Origin of the sequence: Flavobacterium sp. J372 (assembly GCF_024699965.1) — a bacterium.
Taxonomy (GTDB): Bacteria; Bacteroidota; Bacteroidia; order Flavobacteriales; family Flavobacteriaceae; genus Flavobacterium.
On record NZ_JAJOMZ010000004.1, the window covers coordinates 1,071,054 to 1,094,301 of the forward strand.

At 41.6% G+C, this 23,248-nt stretch carries 18 protein-coding genes and 3 pseudogenes; 13 read left to right on the forward strand and 8 right to left on the reverse strand.

All coding sequences use genetic code 11. The annotated features are described in order from the left end of the window. The first annotated feature begins 150 nt into the window (after positions 1–150). From topA to abc-f, 8 genes and pseudogenes are all read left to right on the forward strand, one after another. A pseudogene (gene topA, locus LRS05_RS05265) lies at positions 151–2,665 on the forward strand (type I DNA topoisomerase). Between the two features lie 6 nt (positions 2,666–2,671). Next, on the forward strand, positions 2,672–3,814 hold the full coding sequence (locus LRS05_RS05270; RefSeq protein WP_257867359.1) for a formimidoylglutamase: 1,143 nt from the start codon (positions 2,672–2,674) through the stop codon (positions 3,812–3,814). Positions 3,815–3,964: 150 nt separating this feature from the next. Next, positions 3,965–5,352: pseudogene (gene gldK, locus LRS05_RS05275) on the forward strand (gliding motility lipoprotein GldK). Between the two features lie 60 nt (positions 5,353–5,412). Continuing rightward, a pseudogene (gene gldL, locus LRS05_RS05280) lies at positions 5,413–6,041 on the forward strand (gliding motility protein GldL). Between the two features lie 51 nt (positions 6,042–6,092). Then, complete coding sequence (gldM, locus tag LRS05_RS05285; protein WP_257867360.1) at positions 6,093–7,625, forward strand: gliding motility protein GldM; 1,533 nt, start codon at positions 6,093–6,095, stop codon at positions 7,623–7,625. A 25-nt stretch (positions 7,626–7,650) separates the two neighbouring features. Continuing rightward, the gene (gene gldN / locus LRS05_RS05290) at positions 7,651–8,562 is read left to right on the forward strand and encodes a gliding motility protein GldN (protein WP_257867361.1); all 912 of its coding nucleotides are present in this window, start codon (positions 7,651–7,653) and stop codon (positions 8,560–8,562) included. A gap of 57 nt (positions 8,563–8,619) precedes the next feature. Next, on the forward strand, positions 8,620–9,663 hold the full coding sequence (locus tag LRS05_RS05295; protein WP_257867362.1) for an FAD-binding oxidoreductase: 1,044 nt from the start codon (positions 8,620–8,622) through the stop codon (positions 9,661–9,663). A gap of 69 nt (positions 9,664–9,732) precedes the next feature. Beyond that, on the forward strand, positions 9,733–11,640 hold the full coding sequence (abc-f, locus tag LRS05_RS05300; RefSeq protein WP_257867363.1) for a ribosomal protection-like ABC-F family protein: 1,908 nt from the start codon (positions 9,733–9,735) through the stop codon (positions 11,638–11,640). Between the two features lie 24 nt (positions 11,641–11,664). Here the strand turns inward: abc-f and LRS05_RS05305 are convergent, their stop codons facing one another. Both LRS05_RS05305 and LRS05_RS05310 read right to left on the reverse strand, forming a co-directional pair. Next, the gene (locus LRS05_RS05305; RefSeq protein ID WP_257867364.1) at positions 11,665–11,985 is read right to left on the reverse strand and encodes a hypothetical protein; all 321 of its coding nucleotides are present in this window, start codon (positions 11,983–11,985) and stop codon (positions 11,665–11,667) included. Positions 11,986–12,052: 67 nt separating this feature from the next. After that, entirely contained in the window at positions 12,053–13,024 is a 972-nt protein-coding gene (locus tag LRS05_RS05310) for an App1 family protein (protein WP_257867365.1), read from the reverse strand. Between the two features lie 66 nt (positions 13,025–13,090). Here LRS05_RS05310 and LRS05_RS05315 point away from each other — a divergent pair, with 66 nt between their 5' ends. Then, positions 13,091–13,969, forward strand: coding sequence for a diacylglycerol kinase family protein (locus tag LRS05_RS05315; protein WP_257867366.1), 879 nt, complete (start codon positions 13,091–13,093; stop codon positions 13,967–13,969). A gap of 9 nt (positions 13,970–13,978) precedes the next feature. Here the strand turns inward: LRS05_RS05315 and LRS05_RS05320 are convergent, their stop codons facing one another. The 6 genes from LRS05_RS05320 to LRS05_RS05340 form a co-directional block, all read right to left on the reverse strand. Next, positions 13,979–14,482: a DoxX family protein gene (locus LRS05_RS05320; protein WP_257867367.1), complete on the reverse strand. Its 504-nt coding sequence runs from the start codon at positions 14,480–14,482 to the stop codon at positions 13,979–13,981. A gap of 97 nt (positions 14,483–14,579) precedes the next feature. Further along, complete coding sequence (locus tag LRS05_RS05325) at positions 14,580–15,782, reverse strand: AraC family transcriptional regulator (protein ID WP_257867368.1); 1,203 nt, start codon at positions 15,780–15,782, stop codon at positions 14,580–14,582. A gap of 11 nt (positions 15,783–15,793) precedes the next feature. Continuing rightward, on the reverse strand, positions 15,794–16,936 hold the full coding sequence (locus LRS05_RS05330; protein WP_308224824.1) for a GNAT family N-acetyltransferase: 1,143 nt from the start codon (positions 16,934–16,936) through the stop codon (positions 15,794–15,796). Positions 16,937–16,981: 45 nt separating this feature from the next. After that, on the reverse strand, positions 16,982–17,101 hold the full coding sequence (locus LRS05_RS17210) for a DUF1761 domain-containing protein (RefSeq protein ID WP_308224826.1): 120 nt from the start codon (positions 17,099–17,101) through the stop codon (positions 16,982–16,984). Then, on the reverse strand, positions 17,079–17,471 hold the full coding sequence (locus tag LRS05_RS05335; RefSeq protein ID WP_308224828.1) for a DUF1761 domain-containing protein: 393 nt from the start codon (positions 17,469–17,471) through the stop codon (positions 17,079–17,081). The genes LRS05_RS17210 and LRS05_RS05335 overlap by 23 nt, the downstream gene beginning before the upstream one ends. Positions 17,472–17,532: 61 nt before the next feature. Further along, entirely contained in the window at positions 17,533–17,856 is a 324-nt protein-coding gene (locus LRS05_RS05340; RefSeq protein WP_257867369.1) for a hypothetical protein, read from the reverse strand. 31 nt (positions 17,857–17,887) lie between these two features. Here LRS05_RS05340 and LRS05_RS05345 point away from each other — a divergent pair, with 31 nt between their 5' ends. The 4 genes from LRS05_RS05345 to LRS05_RS05360 all read left to right on the forward strand — a co-directional run bounded on the left by LRS05_RS05345 (position 17,888) and on the right by LRS05_RS05360 (position 23,225). After that, positions 17,888–18,064: a DUF5522 domain-containing protein gene (locus LRS05_RS05345; RefSeq protein ID WP_257867370.1), complete on the forward strand. Its 177-nt coding sequence runs from the start codon at positions 17,888–17,890 to the stop codon at positions 18,062–18,064. Between the two features lie 69 nt (positions 18,065–18,133). Next, positions 18,134–20,122, forward strand: coding sequence for a urocanate hydratase (locus LRS05_RS05350; RefSeq protein WP_257867371.1), 1,989 nt, complete (start codon positions 18,134–18,136; stop codon positions 20,120–20,122). A 50-nt stretch (positions 20,123–20,172) separates the two neighbouring features. Further along, positions 20,173–20,724, forward strand: coding sequence for a DUF4136 domain-containing protein (locus LRS05_RS05355; protein WP_257867372.1), 552 nt, complete (start codon positions 20,173–20,175; stop codon positions 20,722–20,724). A gap of 110 nt (positions 20,725–20,834) precedes the next feature. After that, positions 20,835–23,225, forward strand: coding sequence for a T9SS type A sorting domain-containing protein (locus tag LRS05_RS05360; RefSeq protein ID WP_257867373.1), 2,391 nt, complete (start codon positions 20,835–20,837; stop codon positions 23,223–23,225). The last annotated feature ends 23 nt before the right edge of the window (positions 23,226–23,248 follow it).

Below are 23,248 nucleotides of genomic sequence, written 5' to 3' on the forward strand. Positions count from 1 at the left end.
TACTACAGCCCAAATTTTATTCACTTATATATTAAGGTGTAAATTTTTAGTACACTTAATCGACAATATCATAAAATTGCCTTTAAAAAATGTGCGTGAAAACCGATATTTAAAAAATTCGCATACTTTTGCGCACAAACAAAATATGTAATGGCAAAGAATTTAGTGATTGTTGAGTCGCCCGCAAAGGCAAAAACCATAGAGAAATTTTTAGGGAAAGATTACCAGGTTGAGTCGAGCTACGGCCATATAGCCGACCTTCCGTCAAAAGAAATAGGGGTAGATGTAGCCAACGGATTCAAACCTCATTACGAAGTTTCTCCCGACAAAAAAGCTTTGGTTAAAAAACTCAAAGACCTTTCTAAATCTGCCGATATGGTCTGGCTGGCAAGTGATGAGGATCGCGAGGGTGAGGCAATAGCATGGCACCTGGCGGAAGAACTGAAACTGGACAAGGCTAAAACTAAAAGGATAGTTTTTAATGAAATCACTAAAACAGCCGTACAAAAAGCAATTGAAAACCCGCGCGGTATAAACTATGATCTTGTAAATGCGCAGCAGGCCCGCCGTGTGCTTGACAGGCTTGTGGGTTATGAACTTTCACCTGTACTTTGGAAAAAGGTAAAAAGCGGACTTTCTGCAGGAAGGGTACAGTCGGTTTCGGTTAGGCTTATTGTAGAGCGCGAGCGCGAAATCAGGGATTTTAAACCTGAAGCATCATACAACATTACGGCCGAGTTTACTAATGCAGAAGGCAAAACTGTAAAGGCAAAACTTCCTAAAAACTTTACAACAGAACAAGAGGCGCAGGATTTCCTGAATAAAAATATCGGCTCACAATACAAAGTGGCCGACCTTGAGACAAAGCCGGCAAAAAAATCTCCGGCAGCGCCTTTTACAACTTCTACGTTACAGCAGGAGGCCTCGCGTAAGCTTAGCTTCCCGGTAGGCGTAACCATGATGATGGCGCAGAGGCTTTATGAAGCAGGGCTTATTACTTATATGAGGACTGACAGCGTTAACCTTTCTCAGGAAGCTATGGCAGCGGCGAAAGATGAAATCACACGTTCATACGGTGCCGAGTTCAGCCATCCGCGTAATTATGCTACGAAATCAAAAGGGGCACAGGAGGCGCACGAGGCCATCCGCCCTACGGATATGACACGCCACACAGTGAATATAGACCGTGACCAGGCAAGGCTTTATGACCTGATTTGGAAACGTACGGTAGCTTCACAAATGAGTGACGCCAAGCTGGAGCGTACCAATGTGAAGATTGAAGCCAATAACCACAGCGAAATTTTTGCCGCATCGGGTGAGGTGCTTTTGTTTGAAGGCTTCCTTAAAGTATATCTTGAAGGCAACGACGATGAAGATACAGAACAGGAAGGTATGCTTCCTGCCTTGAAAGTTGGTGAAAAGCTTGAAAATAACTCTATCACCGCTACGCAGCGTTTTTTCACGCCCGCCGGCCCGCTATACTGAGGCTGCGCTGGTGAAAAAACTTGAAGAACTGGGAATAGGCCGCCCGTCAACATACGCACCAACCATCTCTACCATCATCAACAGGAATTATGTTGAGAAAGGAAGCTTTGAGGGGCAGGAGCGTAAATACAGCCAGATGGTTTTGAAAGATGGCAAAGTTACATCGGCAGAACTAACTGAAAATGTTGGTTCAGATAAAGGCAAACTGGTTCCGACAGACATAGGTATCATTGTAAATGATTTCCTTGTAAACCATTTTGAGACAATACTCGATTACAATTTTACCGCAAAGGTTGAGCAGGATTTTGACGAGATAGCCCAGGGCAATGAAGACTGGACTAAGATGATGAACGATTTCTACGGCCATTTCCATCCGACAGTGAAAGACGTAGAAAAGAATGCCGACCGTGAATCGGGCGAGCGCATTTTGGGTACCGACCCTAAGACTGGCAAACCTGTGAGTGTACGCCTTGGGAAATTTGGCCCGATGGCACAGATAGGTGATGCTGAAGATGACAACAAGCAGTTCGCAAGCCTGCTGCCGGAGCAAAATATTGGCAGCATTACGCTTGACGAAGCACTTGGTTTGTTCATGCTTCCGAAAAACCTGGGTATATATAAAGGAGAAGAAGTTGAGGTAAATAACGGTCGTTTTGGTCCGTATGTGCGCTTTGGTAAAACATTTATCTCCCTGCCAAAAGGTGAGGACCCATTGGATGTAACGTTTGAAAGGGCGAAAGAACTTATCGGTGAAAAAGAGCAGGCTGATGCGCCAATCGGGTACTATGAAGATATGCCGGTTCAGAAAGGTGTGGGAAGGTTTGGACCTTTTATCAAATGGAACGGTATGTTTATCAATGTAAGCAAAAAGTACAATTTCGATAATCTTTCGCAAAATGATATTGAAGCGCTGATAGAAGATAAGCTGCAAAAAGAATCGGATAAGGTAATTCACAACTGGGAGGCCGAAGGTATTAAAGTTGAGAAAGCACGATGGGGCCGTTCAGTTATTGTTAAAGGTAAAACCAAAATAGAACTCAACAAAGATGTTGATGCAGCTGCACTGACGCTTGACCAGGTAAAACAGATGATTGAGGCAAAAGCTCCGGCTAAAAAAACTGCCACAAAAAAAACGCCTGCCAAGAAACCTGCCGCAAAAAAGACAACCGCAAAAAAATAATAGTACATGGTATTTGATTTCCTAGAACCGCTGGATTCAGAAATGCTTCATTTTATAGAAGGGCTTTCACAGCAAACCCTCGGGCATAAAGTGGCGCTGCATACTGCTGCTGATTTTCCCGAGCTGCAGCAGGTGAAAATCGCGATTATCGGTGTTTTGGAGAATGCAGGCCAGCCGGACAGGAGAGATCATGTACACCTTAATTATATACGCAGGGAATTTTATAAGCTATATCCCGGTAACTGGGAAGCGAAAATAGCCGATCTGGGCAATATACCTGCAGGCAATGACCTGCAGGATACCTACTTTGCTGTTAAAGGGATCATGGCGGAGTTGCTGAAAAGTAAAATCATTCCGGTTATACTGGGTGGTTCGCAAGACATCACATACGCTATGTATCGCGCCTATGACAGCCTGGAGCAGATGGTGAACCTGGCAGCAATTGATAATAAGTTTGACTTCGGTAAGCAGGAAGAAGAAATTGCGGCACACTCGTATCTTACCCATATAATAGTAGATGAGCCCAATAATCTTTTCAACTACAGCAACATCGGTTACCAAACCTATTTCAACCCACAGGAAGAAATAGACCTGATTGACAAGTTATTTTTTGATGCGTACCGCTTAGGTGAAGTTTGTGCGAACCCGGCCGTGGCGGAACCTGTTTTTAGAGATGCTGATTTGGTAAGTCTTGATATGACGGCAGTTAAGAGCAGCGATTCTGGCAATTTAGTTAAATTTATGCCAAATGGTTTTAATGGAAAAGAAATTTGTACTTTAGCGCGCTATGCAGGGATAAGTGATAAAGTTTCGTCATTCGGAATTTTCAATCACAATAACAGCGGGCAGGAAGCCGTTTTAATAGCGCAGGTAATCTGGTATTTTATCGAAGGGGTGCATTACAGGTCTAATGAATATCCGTTTGGCAGTAAAGATGAGTATATAAGGTATATCGTGCCGATGGAAGATGAAGAGCTTATCTTCTTTAAAAGCGATAAAACCGACAGATGGTGGATTGAGATACCTACAGGCAATACTAAACTTAAGCGAAGCACGTTATTACCGTGTATATATGAAGATTATGTTGGGGCCTGCAACAACGAGATTCCGGAAAGATGGTGGAAGGCTCAAAGAAAAAACATAATTTAAGCGAATTGTTACGAAATCGTTAGATTTTGCGTTAGTAAACAAGTGTTTAAGTTTTGTTTAGGTTTTTTTATTAAAAAAATTGTTTTTTTAAAATAAAATAAATAGGTTTACGCCCTTAAAAATAGAAGTACATAAATAACCCAATTTTATATGAAGAAGCTTATTGCATTAACAGCAACTTTATCATTTTTAGTAAGCTGTGGTTCCAGTGACCGGGGGAGCTGGTAGGTGTCAGAGGCAAAAAGTGGAGGCCTGAAAAGCCTTACGGGATGACGTTGGTTCCCGGTGGTGCTTACATCATGGGTAAGGCCGACGATGATTTGGCTAACGTTCAGGATGCTCCGACTAAAACGGTAACTGTAACTTCATTTTATATGGATGAGACAGAGATTACAAATAGTGAGTACCGTATGTTTGTTGAATGGGTTAAAGACTCAACTATAAGGACAAGGCTTGCAATACTTGCAGATGAAATGGGCCAGAAGCCAGGTGGTGATACCAAAGGTATAGGTGAGTATGCTTTTCTTGACCAGCAGGTTAAAGAAGGAGAAGAACAGTCTGCTTACGATAAATATATGTATGAAAATTACTATAGCGTAGGTACAGATGAAAATGATCCGTATGCCGGCAGAAAGCTGAATAAAAAAGCTAAGCTTATAACAGATCCTCAAAAATACCCGGATGAGTATTATGTTGAAGTTATGGACTCTATGTATCTCCCTGCATCAGAATCTTATAACGGGCAAAGGACTATAGATGTTACCAAGCTTAAATTCTCTTATGCATGGATGGATATTGCTGTTGCTGCTAAAGACAAGTCTAAGGCAACCAGGACTAAGCGTAGCAAATACATGAAGAAAGAGCAGGTTGAAGTGTATCCGGATACTACGGTTTGGATTAAAGACTTTGCTTATTCTTATAATGAGCCTATGCATAATGACTATTTCTGGCATGATGCGTATAGTGAATATCCTGTTGTAGGCGTTACTTGGCAGCAGGCAAAAGCTTTCTGTGCGTGGAGGACGCTTTATAAAAATGCATATCAAAAAAGAAAGAACAGGTCAAACGTGAACTCTTTCCGTCTTCCTAGTGAGGCTGAGTGGGAATTCGCGGCACGTGGCGGCCTTGAGTCAGCTACATTCCCTTGGGGCGGCCCTTATGCTAAAAATGACAGGGGATGTTTCCTTGCTAACTTTAAGCCAAACAGGGGTGACTATGCTGCTGACGGTGCGCTTTATACAGTTGAGGCAAAATCATTCGACCCGAATGAGTACAACCTTTACAATATGAGCGGTAACGTGGCAGAGTGGACAGACTCTTCGTATGACGCTGCTTCTTATGAATATGTTTCTACAATGAACCCTAACGTACCTGACCAGGCCAATAAGCGTAAAGTAACACGCGGCGGCTCTTGGAAAGACGTGGCTTACTTCCTGCAGGTAAGTACAAGGGACTGGGAATATGCTGACTCTGCACGTAGCTACATCGGCTTCAGGACAGTTCAGGATTACATGGGGACACAAAAAACAGGAAACTAAACCAACACTATTTTATTATTTCTAATTAACTTAACTAAAAACTAAAAATTAAATTTTATTATGCTACCTAAAAAAGTAATGAATTTCGCCTATGGTATGGGTGCGGCAGTTGTAATCGTTGGAGCTCTTTTTAAACTTATGCACTGGCCTGGTGCGAGCGCGATGCTTATCATCGGCCTTGGTACAGAAGCTCTTATCTTCGGTCTTTCTGCATTCGACCCGGTAGATAAAGAACTTGACTGGTCATTGGTTTACCCTGAGCTTGCAGGTGGCGAAGCCAAGAAAAAGACGTTAAAAAAGAAGATCCTAAAGAAGCGCAAGGCCTGCTTTCTCAAAAACTTGATAACCTTCTTAAAGAGGCTAAGATTGACGGACAGCTTATGGAAAGCCTTGGCGCTAGCATCAGGAACTTTGAGTCTGCTGCTAAAGGAATTGCTCCTACAGTTGATTCAATCTCTTCTCAGAAGAAATACAGCGAAGAAATGTCTATGGCTGCAGCACAGATGGAATCACTAAACAGCCTTTATAAAGTACAGCTTGAAAGCGCATCTCGTAATGCTGAGGCTAACAAAGAAATCGCTGATAACGCTGCTAGGCTAAAAGACCAGATGCAGGCTATGACGCAAAACATTGCTTCACTGAACAATGTTTATGGCGGTATGCTTTCTGCAATGGGTAACAGGGGCTAATTCTCTAATTAGTATTTATAAATAAACACAGAAAAACAAGACTGATTAGAAATGGCAGGAGGAAAATTAACCCCTAGGCAAAAGATGATTAACCTGATGTATCTGGTTTTCATCGCAATGTTGGCCCTTAACATGTCAAAAGAAGTACTTTCTGCTTTTGGCCTGATGAACGAGCAATTCGAGTCTTCTAACGTAGAAGCTGGTAAAAATAATGAGCAGATGCACGGAGCATTGGCTGCAAAAGCTGCTGAGAACCCTCAGTTTAGCGCTGCAAAGCAAATGTCTGACAAAATCAAAGGCATCTCTACTCAATTTTACAACTATGTTGAATCGTTAAAGAAAGATATCACTAAAACCGTTGAAAGAGAAGAGAACGGAAAACTTCCCTATGAGGCGATGGATAAAGGTGACAAGATTGACGAAGAGTGGTTTGAAGGCGATGGTTACTCTAAAAAAGGTAAAGAAATTGTTGCCGCTATAGAGAAATACAAAGCAGACATGAAAGCTGCTATCGGTAAAGATGTTAAATATAAAGCAATTACAGCCGAACTTGATAATAAATTCAGCACTGCTGACGTTGTAGATGGTGAAGGTGTTAAAAAGCAATATCTTGATTACCACTATAAAGGTTTCCCTTCAATCGCATCTTTGACAAAACTATCTGCAATGCAGAACAACATCAGGAGTATTGAGGCAAACGTTTATAACATTGCCCTTGGTAAAGCGGCTCTTGAAGCAGTATCTATGAAAAACTATACAGCTATCGTAGTACTTGACAAAAACGCTTACTTCCAGGGTGAGAAAGTTACCGGTAAAGTTGTTCTTGGCCGTTATGATGAGAATACCGTTCCTACTTCATTTCAGGGTCCTGGTAAGATAGAGAACGGACAGGCTATCATTAACATGACAGCTGGTAACGTAGGTGAGCAGACAATCAACGGTAAGTTTACCTTCCTTGAAGATGGTAAGCAGGTGCCGCTTGAATTTAAAGGTACTTACGTTGTAGTGCCAAGGCCAAATTCGGCTACAATTTCAGCTGACAAGATGAATGTTGTTTACCGCGGTGTGCCAAACCCAATATCTGTATCATTTGCAGGTGTTGCGGCTGATAAAGTAAATGCTAGTGCACCGGGTATGCGTTCTGCAGGTAAACCTGGCCAGTATATACTTAATCCGGGCGGAGGAACTGAAGTTACTATTAGCGTTACAGCTACGCTTCCGGACAAGTCAAACGTATCTGACAAGAAAACTTTCCGTATCAAAGGCCTTCCTGCACCGACAGGTAAGATTAGGGGTGAGGTTTCAGCTAAAGGTTCTGTTTCAAACCTTGAAGTTTGTACAGTATCTGCTGAAATGGAAGATTTCGATTTCCCGGTAAGTGTGAATGTAACTCAGTTTAATATTAAAGTTCCGGGGCAGCCAACAATTGTTGTTCAAGGTAACAAAATGAATGATAGGGCTAAAGCTGCTATCAGGAAGGCAAACAGGGGTGATGTGGTAGTTATCGACCAGATTAAAGCTACATTCTCAGGTATTGACCAGGCAGTTAAGAGGATTTCTACAGCTACGTTTGAGATCCAGTAATTAAAAAATACAAAAAGTATAGACAATGAGCAGGAAGATTTTATCATTAATCGTTTTCTTCAGCCTGGTATCTTCAGCAGCGTTTGCACAGTCAAACTTGCTTAATGCCAAGACTGCAGACCAGATAGGCAAGAAAACTGCTGCGCAGGATTCATTAGACAATGACAAGCCGCTGCCATACGGCTACGTGGGCGACAGGGATGTACTACTGGCCAGGAAAGTTTGGGAAAGGATTGACCTTAACCAACGCGTAAATTTTCCTATGTATTTTCCGATTAAAGGAAATCTTGGCTCTGACAGGAAGCCGCTTTATGATGTGCTTGTAGAAGGAGTTCGTAGTGGTACAATCACTGAAGTTTATGACGACAGTTATTTTGTAACGCGCAAAACCCTTAAAGATATAGAGGAGTCGCTTACTTTTACTGATACAACTGACGCCGGTATTGAACAATACAATACTGATATCAAGGCTTATAAGTCGGGTAAGAAAACTATTTCTCCTGAATATATTAACAGGACTGACATCAAAGCTATTGATGTTGAAGGATACGAAATAGTTGGCTACTGGTATTTTGACAAGCGCCAGGGTGAACTTAAGTACAGGATGCTTGGTATTGCTCCAATCGTTCCGGACGTGTTTACCATGGGTAAAGAAGAGAAAGAGTATATCCGTATATTCTGGGTATTCTTCCCTGCGGCAAGAGACGTGCTTCATAAGTACAAAGCGTTCAATGAGGAAAACTCTGCCAGCGCCATTACGTTTGACCACTTGCTTAACTCAAGGCGTTTCAACGGAGTAATTATAGCCGAGGAAAACGTATACGGAGACAGGCTCATTGAAAACTACTTGAAGGAAAATTCGCAAATGCAGCTTCTTGAAGCAGAGCGTATCAAAGAAAAGATACGTAACTTCGAGCAGGATATGTGGAATTACTAATCCTTATAATATCTAAAAACTCCCGCCCAACAGCGGGAGTTTTTTATTTTTGCAGCCATGAAAGATTATATAATTGTAGGCGGAGGTATAGCGGCCATAAGTTTAGCCGAAGTTTTGTACAGGCAGGGTAAAACATTCATGCTTTTTTGCCAATCGATGCAGAATGCTACCAGCGTGGCAGGCGGTATTTACAACCCGGTTATCGTAAAGAGGCTCAGCCTTCCTTATAATGCATTAGAGCATGTCAAATTCATTGGGCCGTTTTATAGTGAAATTGAAAGCAGGCTTACTATAAAGGTTGATTTTCCCACCCCATTGCTTCGCCGCTTTGCATCTGTTGAAGAGCAAAATAACTGGTTTGAAGCCGCAGATAAACCCGAACTTTCAGAGTTTATTTCGCCAAAAGTTTTGCGTACATCATATGAGGGACTCGATGCTCCATATGGTTATGGTGAAGTGTTGCATACCGGCTTTATCGACACCAATCAGTTATTAGAATCATACCATAAATGGCTTCAGGAAATACAAGCTGTTGCATATGAAAACTTCGATTATTCTCATTTGAATATTAATAACAATCATGTTATTTATAAAGAAATAGAAGCTAAACACGTTGTGTTCGCTGAAGGTTTCGGTATCAGAAACAATCCGTATTTCAATTTTGTTCCGCTTGAAGGTACAAAAGGTGAACTGCTTACCATACATTCACCGGACCTTAAACTGGAGAGCATAGTCAATGCCGGAATATTTATCCTGCCGCTAGGTAATGATATATATAAAGTTGGTGCGACTTACGAGTGGACAGACAAGACTAACAACCCCACTGAAGCAGCACGTGTAGAACTGGAAGAAAAATTACAGGAAATAATTACCTGCGATTATGATGTGGTGACTCATGTTGCGGGAGTACGACCCACTACAAAAGACCGTAAGCCGGTTATTGGAACACATGCAGAACATAGTAACATTCATATACTGAACGGCCTGGGCACACGAGGGCTTATGCTTGGCCCTCCTATGGCTCAGCAACTGTACGATTATATTGAAAATGGTACAGCTATTGAAAGGGCTGTTGATGTTAATAGGTTTGCCGGCAATTAAATATTATAAATTAGAAGCCTGCTTCCTTACCTTTGCAAAAATTTTAGCGGAGGCTTTACTCATAAAAAAATGCTGAACATACATAATCTGTCGGTTTCTTTCGGTGGGACCTATCTTTTTGAAGAAGTAACTTTCAGGCTGGGGGCGGGTGACCGTGTTGGCCTTGTGGGTAAAAACGGCGCCGGTAAATCAACAATGTTGAAAATTCTTTCGGGTGATATTGCACCCGATTCAGGCACTATTGCAACAGAAAAGGAAGTAAGGATTGGCTTTCTTCGCCAGGATATTGACTTTGTGGAAGGGCGTACGGTACTTGAGGAAGCTTACCAGGCTTTTGAGGAAATCAAGAAAGCTGAAGCCAGGATTGATGATATTAACCACCAGCTGGCTACACGCACTGATTATGAAAGTGAAAGCTATTCAAAACTTATTGAAGATCTTAGTGATGTTACACATCATTACGAAATTCTGGGTGGTTATAATTACGTTGGCGATACAGAGCGAATATTACTGGGGCTGGGTTTTAAGCGTGAAGAATTCAATAACCTGACTGATACATTCTCGGGCGGATGGCGCATGCGTATAGAGCTGGCCAAACTGCTACTTCAGAATAATGACGTACTGCTTCTGGACGAGCCTACCAACCACCTTGATATTGAAAGTATTATTTGGCTTGAGGCATTCTTAAAGAATTATCCGGGCGTTGTGGTGATTGTTTCACACGATAAAATGTTCCTTGATAATGTAACCAACCGTACAATAGAGATTTCGCTTGGGAAGATTTATGACTTTAACAAGCCTTATACCCAGTACCTGACGTTGCGTGAGGAAATCCGCGAAAAGCAGCTCGCTACACAAAAGAACCAGGAAAAGAAAATTGAACATACCGAGAAGCTGATTGAAAAATTCCGTGCAAAAGCATCAAAAGCGTCAATGGCGCAATCACTTATAAAAAAGCTTGACAAAATTGAGCGGATTGAAGTTGATGAAGATGATAATTCGGTTATGAATATTTCATTTCCGGTCTCGCAAACGCCGGGGAGGGTTGTGGTTGAAGTGGAGCATGTTACTAAGAAATATGGCAATAAACTTATATTAAAGGATATTGACCTGCTGGTGGAGCGAGGCAGTAAAATTGCCTTTGTAGGGCAAAACGGGCAGGGTAAATCAACACTGATTAAAGCCATTGTAAAAGACATTCCTTATGATGGAGTGATTAAGTTAGGGCATAATGTACAGTTGGGTTATTTTGCCCAGAACCAGGCTGAATACCTTGACGGCGAGATTACGCTTCTTGAAACCATGCAGAATGCCGCAACTGATACCAACCGTGCAAAAGTGCGCGATATGCTTGGCGCTTTTTTATTCCGTGGCGATGATGTGGAGAAGAAAGTAAAAGTACTAAGCGGTGGTGAGCGTAACCGCCTGGCGCTATGTAAGCTGCTCCTACAGCCGATAAATGTGCTGGTAATGGACGAACCTACCAATCACCTTGATATTAAGTCAAAAAATGTTTTGAAAGCTGCACTTCAAAAATATGAGGGTACGTTGCTGCTTGTAAGCCACGACAGGGATTTCCTGCAGGGTATGAGCAACATAGTATATGAGTTTAAAGACCATAAGATAAGGGAATACCTTGGCGATATCAACTTCTACCTTGAGCAGCGCAACATGCAGAATATGCGCGAGGTTGAAAAGCGTGACGTGGTTAAACAGGCTCCGAAAGAAGTGAAGAAGCCCGTGTCTTTTGAAGACCAGAAGAAAAATAAAGCTTTGCAAAACAAGCTGAGTAAAGTTGAAAGCCAAATTGCCCAATTAGAAAGTGAAATACAGAAAGATGACCGGCAGCTTGCCGAACATTATGAAAAGCTGATGGCAGACGGCGCTTTTTTCTCTGCTTACGAAAACCGCAAGAAAGAGCTCGACCGGCTTTTGGCTGAATGGGAGGCTGTTCAGGAAGAGATTGAAAATAACTAAGGGGCTTTAAAGCCCCTTTTTTATTTAGTCGGTTTTAATCTCAATTCCGGGATTATCCTTATTTAGTTGGATGTTGCTCTCGTTATCTCCATTTTTATTTTTAACCGAGATACCGCTTTTACTAACATTTACAGATGTACCATCCGGATTTTCAACTGTTGTACTATTATTTGTAGTTGTAGTTGTTGTAGTTTGAGTCTGGGTTTGCGGTTCAGGTGCAGGCTCGGGAGATGGGTTTTCTACCGGTGGCGGTGTTGGGGCAGGCGCCGGTGCTGCAGGCTGGTCTTTTTTGCAGGCGGCCAGCATTACAGCTGCCAGTGCTGCGGTAAACATTATTTTTTTCATAAAGGTTATATTTAAGCTGAATAAAGTTCGCGATAAAGTAGGAACGGGACTGTTAAGGAAATCTTAATTACTGTATCAGGCCTATACGTCTTGAATGTTCAAGCGCTTCGTTGCTGTCTTTAAAATAACAAACTGCTACACCCATAGCCTCCATATTCTTAATTGACTTAAGCGCCTTTTCTTTTTTTGAATGTCCTGTCTGCCGTATGTAAACGGCTTTTACTGTCACCGGGAAAATTTTGCATACATCTTCATATAAAAAAGGGTCGTGCTGCGAGTCATCACCCAAAAGCGTGTATTGCAGATGCGGATAAAATTCAAGTATGTGCTTGATCTTGTCAAACTTATGATCATGATTGCCGCGTCCTGTTACAAAGAAGTCCATAAGGCTGGTTTTTATGTCTTTCAGTAATAATACAGCACGAGGAAGTTCATGCTTTTCGGTGAACTTCACGATGAATTTATAAAGATTCCATTCACTGCTCGACACATAAAAGAAGGCATTTTTTTCATCTTTATTATTTCGCCCTGCGGTGCTTAATGCCTGGTAGTGAGGCACTACATCTTCAAAAATTTTCCGGTCGTTGATATTTTTCCAAAGGAGGATGTACAGTTTTTTGAAGAAATTGCGTGTGTGTGAAACAAGGAATGTATCGTCAATATCCGATATAAAACCTAAGTTCCCTTCGTAGGGCCTAATATATGTTCCTTTTTCCCTGATTTCTTCACCATCATGAAAAGTGCTAACGTAGTAATCTGTCCAGCCATAGCCAAGCTGTTCTTTCAGCGGAATGCAAAACTTAAAATACCCATCGTCAAGCGCTTTTGTATGTATGCGCTTTCCGTCATGCTCAAGATAAACATCGGCATTCGGTATGGTTTTAATGCGGAACATCCTGATAATTGACCGTGCATTTTTAAAACGTTTTTTCTCAAATTCATATGTATTTGCCGTATTCGGCTTAAACACATGCCCAAAAACAATCAGTTCCTGCTCATTGGCATACCCGCGGTATAATTTTAAAATTGGCTTACTCAAAATTTATCATTTTAATAAGATGGTTCGCACTTACAATTTACTACTTTTAATCAAAAAGAAATCATAATGGGTTCCCAAAAGAAATTCCTTTTTGTACTTAATCCCATATCGGGTGGTAGTGATAAGGCTGATATGCAGGATGTTGTGAAAGATTATGCCAATGCAGAAGGTATAACGCTCATTGAATATGAGACCACAGGTGAAGATGATGAGGCCAAAATCCTTGAGCTTTACAAGAACCACAGCCCTGAACGGATTCTCGTTGCCGGTGGTGACGGAACCATAAAAATGGTTGCAGAAGCTGTAGAGCATACAGATGCTATTATAGGCGTTTTGCCGGCCGGTTCGGCCAACGGGCTATCAGTGGACCTTAACTTACCAAAAGACTTCACAGAGGTGCTTAAAATAGCCTTTCATGGCAAAGTTATGGAAATGGACCTGGTGTGCATAAATGACAAGAAAAGCCTGCACCTAAGCGATATCGGTGTGAACGCCGAGCTGATTAAGAATTATGAGAACAGTAACATACGCGGCAAGCTGGGCTACGCCATCCAGGCTGTAAATACGCTTACCGATATGGCGCCGCCGTTTCATGTAAAAATTGAGGCTAAAGGCAGAACTATTGAGAGCGAGGCGCGTATGGTTGTTATAGCTAATACGCAACGCTACGGCACCGGGGTTACCATCAACCCCTACGGAGTAATGGATGACGGTAAGTTTGAAATAGTGATATTGAAGAATATGGACTTGCTGGTAATTGGCAAGATACTATCAGGAAACATGCCGGTTGACAGCAGTGACGACATCGAAATCCTCTCAACTGATAATGCGGTGATAACAACTAATATGCCGGTTGATTTCCAGATTGACGGGGAATATTACGGGCAGGAAGAGCGGCTTGAGGTTAGGATACTACATAAAGATATGAAGGTTGCCGTGCCATAAAGAAAGCAGCTATATAGCTGCTTTCTTAGACTGGAATAACAACTTATCAAGACTGTACTTACCGCTGCCGTATGCAGTAATCAATAAATAGCCAAAGAAAAAAAGCTGCTGGAAATACATCCCCACTATAGGCTCAGGACTTTCATACCATAAAAATGATATTATAAAGAACTGAAATGCCAGCTGCATTGCACTCAGCCTTGTAAAGAGTCCGATCGCAATTAAAATGCCTCCTATGAACTCTCCGTAAATTGCCAGGTATGCCCAAAATGAAGGGCTTATGAATGTAAACCCAATATCATTTACCTGGTTTATAAACCACTCTGATGCCCCGAAGGCTTTGTTTGACCAGTCATCAGGCCCGTTCTCGTTTATCTTGTGAAACATTTTAGGCAACCCTGCCCCAAGTGCAATTGATAAGCCCAAATGAAGCCTGAAGAGAAGGTAAATAATTTCATAGCTATTTGCATTACTGCTTACACTACCTGTAATAAAGCGAAATACTTTTTTCATTTTTATAATTTTTAGCGATTAATAATGGCCAAAATTCTACTATTTATAAAGCTTAATCGCTTCAAATTATAATATGAGACCTATTTTAGTTGAATGACTATAAGGAACTTATATAATCTTTAGGAGAGGTGCCGGTATGTTTTTTAAAGGCACGGTTAAAAGTAGCTTTAGAATTAAATCCGCAATCAAATGCTATACTCAACAGCGTCTGCTTTTTGTGTATGCCCACATCTATGGCATCTTTTACGGCCTGGATCCTGTACTTATTTACAAAATCATTAAAATTCAGTTTAAAACAAGCATTTATGGTTTTTGATATGGTTGCGTTATTTGTCCTTAAGTGATGAGCTACATCCGGCAATGACAATTCCGGGTTGGTATATAAAGCATCGTCTTCAAACGCATGGGTTATCTTATCTGCCCATTCATCAACCTGAAAGCTATTATTTATGGCTGAAGTTTCAATGACTTCAAAATCAATTTCTTCATCAATGTCTTCTTTGTTTTCGGGGAGCAGTACCAACTTTTGGGGAAAAATTGAAATACGGAACGGGATGCCTGCATTTACTGTATTGGTATACCCGTTGAAACCAATGTAATAAGAAATTCCTGAAAAAATGAAGAAATACCACCAGCTGCCGGTATAACTGTCAAATTCAGGATAGGCCATCACAATAAAATGAAATGACAATTGCAGCAACTGCATTAGCAGATAAGCCATAAGGATATTTCTTATCCACTTAAATACCACACTGTCGGCATAACTTACAGTCTGCATCATAATTCGCCTGTATAGGTAATAATATCTTAAGCTTAATGAAAAATACAGCATCAGTGATATCCAGCCGAGCGTGGTATACCATACATCAAATTCACGGTCTGTGCCATCAGCTAGGAAATAATAGTCATCCAGGATTATCTTATCAGTAATGAAAATGACAAGATTGTAAATCAGATACACTATGCCCGGCAATAGATGAAGCGCTTTTACTTTAGTTAACCGAAAGTCAGGGTTAAGCAGGCTTTGAACATAAAAATATAGTACAGGACCTATAAATAGCTGCTGGCTGAAAGGTATATAGAATATTATATCGCGGTAAGGCTGCGTATCATACCACCCTGCAAAACCCAGCATCCACGGGCAGATGTATAATGCACATAGAAAAACAAAAAGGCTTAGCCATATTGCAGGCTGTTTATGCGAGGCTATTCCCTTTCTAAATAGCAGCATGCTGTATACTATCCCGTTTATGAAAGAGATAAGCAATAACGAGCTGTAGAAATTAAATTGGAAAAGCATTCGAGTATACTTTATTTAAACGGGTTACGCTCTTTCCAGTTGACTTTGGGGTCGAAATATGCAAAAAGTTTCGACATGAATATATTTATTACGGGATTTGTATGTTTAATTACGCCGTACACAGTAACTGCTTTTGCACCGACAGAACTTTTAATCTCCATAGCAGACCGGCCAAATATCACAAGCTTGTACTGCTTTTTGACTGAGTATGCCGCCATATCATACAGCATATTAAGGTAAAGCATTTTATCACGTTGTATGGCATCATCATATCCTAAAAAGTAAGTGTCAAAATCATCTCCGTTTTTGATAAGGGTGCTAAAGCCCACAAGTTTGTCTCCATCAAAATAACCGTATAGTAAAAAGTCATCACCCAGCTCTTCTTTAAACACCCTGAAATGGTTTGCAGGCAGGTGGAAAGTATTGAACGATGCATTGCCAGCTACAGTAAGGTAGAGCTCCTGAAGCCTTTGCTCGTAGTCAATGATGCAGTTTAAAGTCAGTTTTCGTTTGGTAATGCCTTCAGCTTTTTTACGGCTGCGGTTATACTGGGTTCGGTATTTTGTATTTAGTGCTGCCAGGTAATCATCCATATTTTTCCATTCCGGCCAGATGTGAAAAATCATGTTTGGCTGAGTGGTAAACTTGTGAAATCCCTTGAATCCTGCCTCTTCAAAATTGGGCATTTCAGTTTCATCAAAATCTTTAACGCCCGTTACATTTATATACACGCACTTTTTACGATAGCTTTTTATAAGTGACTGTAATGCAGCATGCATAAGTTTTAAGGCATTACTCTCGGAAATGCTATCATTCAGCACATAAGCATTCTGCCCGGTGAGCATATTATTGCCAATAAAAAGTATGTGTGAAGAGAACTTTTTAAATATGTACCTGCGCAACGAGAATTTTTCTTCTTCAGCCTGCCCAAAGGTTGCCACTTTACTCAAATTAAGGTACTGGCAAAGCGCAATGCCGCACAGTTTACTGTTAGTATATAGCGCAATAAAATGACATTGCATATTAGCAGGGGCAGCTTTTTCAAGTACCGCGAGGTAGGCTCTGCCTAAGAAGATGTTGGCTTGGGCAATAGTATCCCATTCAGCAGGCAGGGCATCTGCAGATGTAAAAATTGTAAATGAATATTGTGTCACTATAAAAAGAAATCTCCCGCAGGAGATTTTTTATTTCTTACTCAATTATTTTGTACCCCACTGGCAAATTATACCGCCCATTATTGCAAGTGATACTATAAAATATCCTGCGTTAATGAGTACATATTTAGCGCTTTTCCTTTCAAACAGGGCATTTATTGCCATGGTAGGCAACACTACAAATAGGCCCAGCAGGCTGCCATGAAGTGCACCATGCTTGAAGGGTCCTGAAATTTGTGGCATAGTCAGCTATAAATGCATGGTATGAAGGTAGCGCAGCCTCCGGATTTCCACCAGTAAGCTGGAGTGCACCCATCTGGTGAATTACAATTGTCGGAAGGAAAAATGCCAATATAAATGAGAAAACTACAGCAAGCCCAAACACCTTTGCCATGTTTGCGCCTTTTGCTTTCTCTTCTGTCATTCCGCTTTCACGCATCCATACGGTGCCGAAAACTTTTGGGTTATACCATATAAACCCGATAGGCAGGGTTACAAGCGCAGCTGCAATAACAGCTATCCAGTTCGTTTCCATAATGTGTTTGTTGTTTGGTTAGTGTAACAAATGTAAGACTTTTTGTAATTGATAATTAATATCATAAAAATTTCATAAAACCGAAAAACGGCCTTCGTATGAGGTAGTTATTTTCAGATTCGTGAAAATAAGCTTCCCGTTCAAAACTTATATTCCGGTAAGCCAAACCATGATTCCCAAATTGCGCAAACCGGATAAAATATTCTGCCAGATACCAGATGTAAAATATAATTACAAATAGCTCTGCCTGCTGGCGAAGATGTATTTTTTCGTGGTTGATGAGGGTATGATTTTGTCTTTGTGCGGTATTGTTCAGAATGATGAACGGAAACAGCGTTATGGCGGCATAACCTTTCGGTACTAAATATTTGGAGGTGATTATCATCTGTAAATGTAAAGTTCATAAATTTGTGCGTATGGACAGCGGTTTTTTTGGAAATAAATTAACAGAAGGTGAAGATTATTATCTTACACCTGAAGGCTACAAAGTGTTTACCGAAGCATATCATTTAAAGCGGGGTTATTGCTGCAAAAGCGGATGCCGCCACTGCCCATACGGATTTGATAAGAAAACAGGAACTAACAGAAAGTAAGCAGTCTCGGTCTCCGGTAGGCAGTTGCCACTGGACTACGACTGAAAACTGCGACTGAAAACTAAAAACATGACATTCCAAGAACAGATACAAGAGGGCATGCCGGCAGTTTTGCCGCAGCCAAAGCCTTACGAAACTGATATAAACCACGCACCGAAGCGTAAAGAAATTTTATCTGCAGAAGAGAAGAAGCTGGCGCTGCGGAATGCACTCCGATATTTTGAGCCTAAGCACCATGCAGAGCTTATTAAGGAGTTCAGTGACGAATTGGAAACATACGGCCGCATTTATATGTACCGCCTGCGCCCTGACTATAAAATGTACGCCAGGCCTATAGATGAGTATCCCGGCAAAAGTGAGCAGGCCAAAGCTATCATGCTTATGATTCAGAACAACCTTGACTATGCTGTGGCACAGCATCCGCACGAGCTTATAACATATGGCGGTAACGGTGCGGTATTCTCAAACTGGGCGCAATACAGGCTTACAATGAAATACCTTAGCGAAATGACCGACGAGCAGACGCTGGTAATGTACAGCGGCCACCCAATGGGGTTGTTTCCTTCGCATAAAGACGCGCCGAGGGTAGTGGTGACCAATGGTATGATGATACCTAACTACTCAAAGCCGGATGACTGGGAGAAATTCAATGCGCTGGGAGTAACACAGTATGGGCAAATGACCGCCGGCAGCTATATGTATATTGGTCCGCAGGGAATTGTACACGGTACAACCATTACAGTACTGAACGGTGGGCGCAAAATATCTAAAAACGGCGAAGGCCTTGAAGGTAAGCTATTTGTAACATCGGGGCTTGGCGGCATGAGCGGGGCGCAACCAAAGGCTGGCAACATTGCCGGATGTATAACTGTTTGTGCTGAAGTGAACCCTAAAGCAGTACATACGCGCCACTCACAAGGCTGGGTTGATGAGGTGATAACCAATCTTGATGAGCTTGTAATACGAGTACGTAAGGCTAAAGAAGCTAAAGAAGTAGTATCAATAGCATATCAGGGCAGCGTGGTAGATGTATGGGAAAAATTTGACACTGAAAATATTCATATAGACCTTGGCAGTGACCAGACATCGCTTCATAACCCTTGGGCAGGAGGCTATTACCCGGTAGGCTTATCATTTGAGGAAGCCAATGATATGATGGCCAACAACCCTGAATTGTTTAAAGAAAAAGTGCAGGAATCACTGCGCAGGCAGGCAGATGCAATCAATAAACACACCGCAAAGGGAACATACTTCTTCGATTATGGCAATGCTTTCTTATTGGAGGCATCACGTGCGGGGGCAGATATTATGGCGCCAAACGGCATCGATTTTAAATACCCGAGCTACGTGCAGGATATTATGGGGCCTATGTGCTTTGATTACGGTTTTGGTCCCTTCAGATGGGTATGTGCTTCAGGCAAGCCTGAAGATTTAGCAGGGCCCGATGCTATTGCAGCCAATGTACTGGAAGAAATGGCAAAGACAGCTCCTGATGAAATTAAGCAGCAAATGCAGGACAATATTCGTTGGATAAAAGGTGCACAGGAAAATAAGCTGGTAGTAGGTTCGCAGGCGCGAATCCTGTACGCCGATGCTGAAGGGCGTATTAATATCGCTAAAGCATTTAACGAAGCCATTGCCAAAGGTGAAATAGGCTATGTGATACTGGGCCGTGATCACCATGATGTAAGCGGTACCGACTCACCATATCGTGAAACTTCAAACATTTATGACGGTTCACGCTTCACAGCTGATATGGCCATACATAATGTGATAGGCGACAGCTTCCGCGGGGCAACCTGGGTTAGTATCCATAACGGCGGCGGCGTAGGCTGGGGAGAGGTTATAAACGGGGGCTTCGGCATGGTTCTTGATGGTTCTACCGATGCATCAAGGCGACTGGAATCAATGCTTTTCTGGGATGTGAATAACGGTATTGCAAGGCGTAGCTGGGCACGGAATGATGAAGCCATATTTGCCATAAAAAGGGCAATGGAAGCTCAGCCGCTGCTTAAGGTGACGCTGCCTAATATGGTTGACGACGCATTGCTGGGTTAGCTTCTCTTAACAGGCCGGTGCAATCTTTCACTCAAATAATTTTCACTGCTATGAAAAATCTAAGATTACTATCGGTACTGTTTATTGCTGCTATAGCGGCATCATGCAGTTCCATTCGCGTATCATCAGATTATGATGACCGTGCCGACTTTACAGCCTACAAGACCTATGGTTTTTTTAAAGACGGTATTGATAAGGCAGACATCTCTGACCTTGACAAGAAACGCATAATGCGTGCTATTGACGATGAGTTCACCAAAAAAGGTTACACTAAAAGTGACAAACCAGACCTGCTTGTAAACTTCTTTACCAAATCACGGAAAGAAGTAAACATTGGCAACTACAACAATGGTTGGGGTTGGGGTTACGGCTGGGGCTGGGGCGGCGGCCCGTGGGGCTGGGGCTGGGGTGGCAACTACACCTCTGTAAGGACAGACACCGAAGGTACACTGTATATAGACCTTGTTGACCCTGACAAGCAGGAACTTGTTTGGCAGGGTGTTGGTACAGGTTTACTTACTCAGGACCGCGATAAGAAACAACAGCTAATAAATGAGTTTGTTGCAAAGATACTCACGCAGTTCCCGCCGGAAAAGAAATAGGAAGATTTGATTATCGATAAAAGCCTGCCATTGTGCGGGCTTTTTTTATACCTGTACGCAACCTTTAAAAGAATTTGGCATCTCTAATAAACAAACCAAAACCACATGCTATGAAAAAGACTTTACTTTTTGCGTTTCTGTTTTTTACAGGGATGCTATCTGCACAGATTGTAAATATTCCTGACGCTGCTTTTAAAGCAAAGCTACTATCTGCAGATGTTGCACTTAATAGCAACGGAAGCTCGATATTAATTGATACCAATAATGACAGTGAAATTCAGGTTAGCGAAGCATTGGCAGTTTATACACTTAACCTTAGCAATTTTTCATCACCAAACCTTGAAGGCATAAGCGCATTTTCAAATTTGAAGGAACTATATTGCACAAGTTGCCTTATTCTCACAGTTGATGTAACAGCCTTAACCAATCTTGAAAAATTAGAATTTTCTACATCAAATGTTACAACGTCAATAAACGTTACAGGACTCCAGAATCTAAAGAAAATAAATATATCCGGCTGCAGTGCACTAACGTCATTTAGTGTTTCAGGCCTAGCAGCGCTCCAACAACTATATATGCAGGGAAACATTAATTTGGAGCAACTCTCCTTAACAGGTTCTATTAGTTTACAGTCGATAACTTTAAGCGGTAAATTAGAGACTATTAATTTAATAGGTCTTGTTAATTTAGAAATATTCAGGGTTACAGGCAACGGTATGCATTTGAAAAATGTAGTTATGTCGAGCCTGCCAGCACTTAAAATATTTGACATTTCACTTAATCAGGTTGAACATGGGTTAGATTTTTCGGCATCACCATTACTCGAATATCTTAATGTCGGGTCTAACCAAGTTCCCTCTCTAATATTGGGCTTTAAGCCAGAACTTTATAGCCTTAGGTGCTTTAATAACCATTTGACAGAGTTGGATTTAAGCGGTTGCCCGGTGTTGGAAAGTGTATATGCACATGGAAATGATATTGCGTACTTAAATTTAAAAAATGGAACAACTGCGCCCGAATCTTTGACCATTGTATCATCGACAGATCCGCAACCCGCTATGTACATTTGTATAGATGAAGGTGAAGAAACATATATACAAAACAACCTATCACAACTTGGATTGGGAGGAATACCTTTTCTAATGAACAGTTATTGCTCGTTCAATCCCGGCGGAAATTACAACACAATTTCAGGTACGTTTACTTTTGATGGTGATAACAATGGATGTACATCATCCGATGCTGCCGCCAGAAACATCAAGGTGGGAATAAATGATGGTATACAAACAGGAACTGCAATAACTAATATATCAGGTAACTATAATTTCTACACTCAAGATGGCAACTTCACACTCACACCGCAATTCGAAAACAATTGGTTTACTGCCACACCAGCAATTGCCACGGTAAATTTTGCTGATAATAACAACAATGCTACAACGCAAAATTTCTGCATATCGCCAAATGGTGTACATCCGGATGTTGAAGTTGTGCTTGTGTCTCAAAATGGCGCGCAGCCGGGTTTTGATGCCCGCTACCAAATCGTTTTCAAAAATAAAGGCAACCAGACTTTAAGTGGAAATATTGTATTAAACTTTGATGACACTATCCTTGATTATGTGTCGCTAGGCTCCACAGCGCCAACATCAACATCCAACGGACAACTTACATGGGATTACAGCAACCTGTTGCCATTTGAAAGCCGTACCCTTAATGTAGTGCTCAACCTGAACGGCCCGATGGAAACCCCGCCGGTAAACCTCGACGATGTGCTGAATTATACTGTAAGCATAACCCCAGCTACAGGCGACGAAACTCCTGCAGATAACACTTTTACGCTAAACCAGATTGTTACGGGTTCTTATGACCCGAATGATATTACCTGTCTTGAAGGTGACACCGTGCATCCTGATAAGATTGGTGAGTACCTGCACTACAATATCAATTTCGAAAATACTGGTACGGCTCCTGCCACGTTTATTGTGGTTAAAGATGTTATTAATGCAGCGCAATACGATATCAACAGCATGCAGATGCTGCACGCATCGCACAATGTTGAAACGCGTATAAATAGTAACAAAGTAGAATTTTTCTTTGATGATATTAACCTGGGTCCATTGGCCAAAGGCAATGTGGTGTTCAAGATAAAAACAAAACCTACAGTAGCGGTTAATTCGACAGTGACGAACAAAGCCGAGATATTCTTTGACTACAACTGGCCTATTGTAACTAACGAAGCAGAAACTACATTCGCAGTACTAAGCGCAGGCGATTTTACAATAGACGATTCAGTGTCGGTATATCCTAACCCTGCGATAGCGAATGTTACCATAAAGGCTTCTTCTGAGATAACATCTGTACAACTTTATGACATACAGGGCAGGCTCTTAATGGCAAACAAAGATGCAACCCTTGATGTTTCAGACAGGGCATCAGGCATATATTTTGTAAAAGTGATTACTGAAAAAGGAATGAAAGTTGAGAAGCTGGTGAGAAAGTAATTATTATAAAGAACTATTGAAGC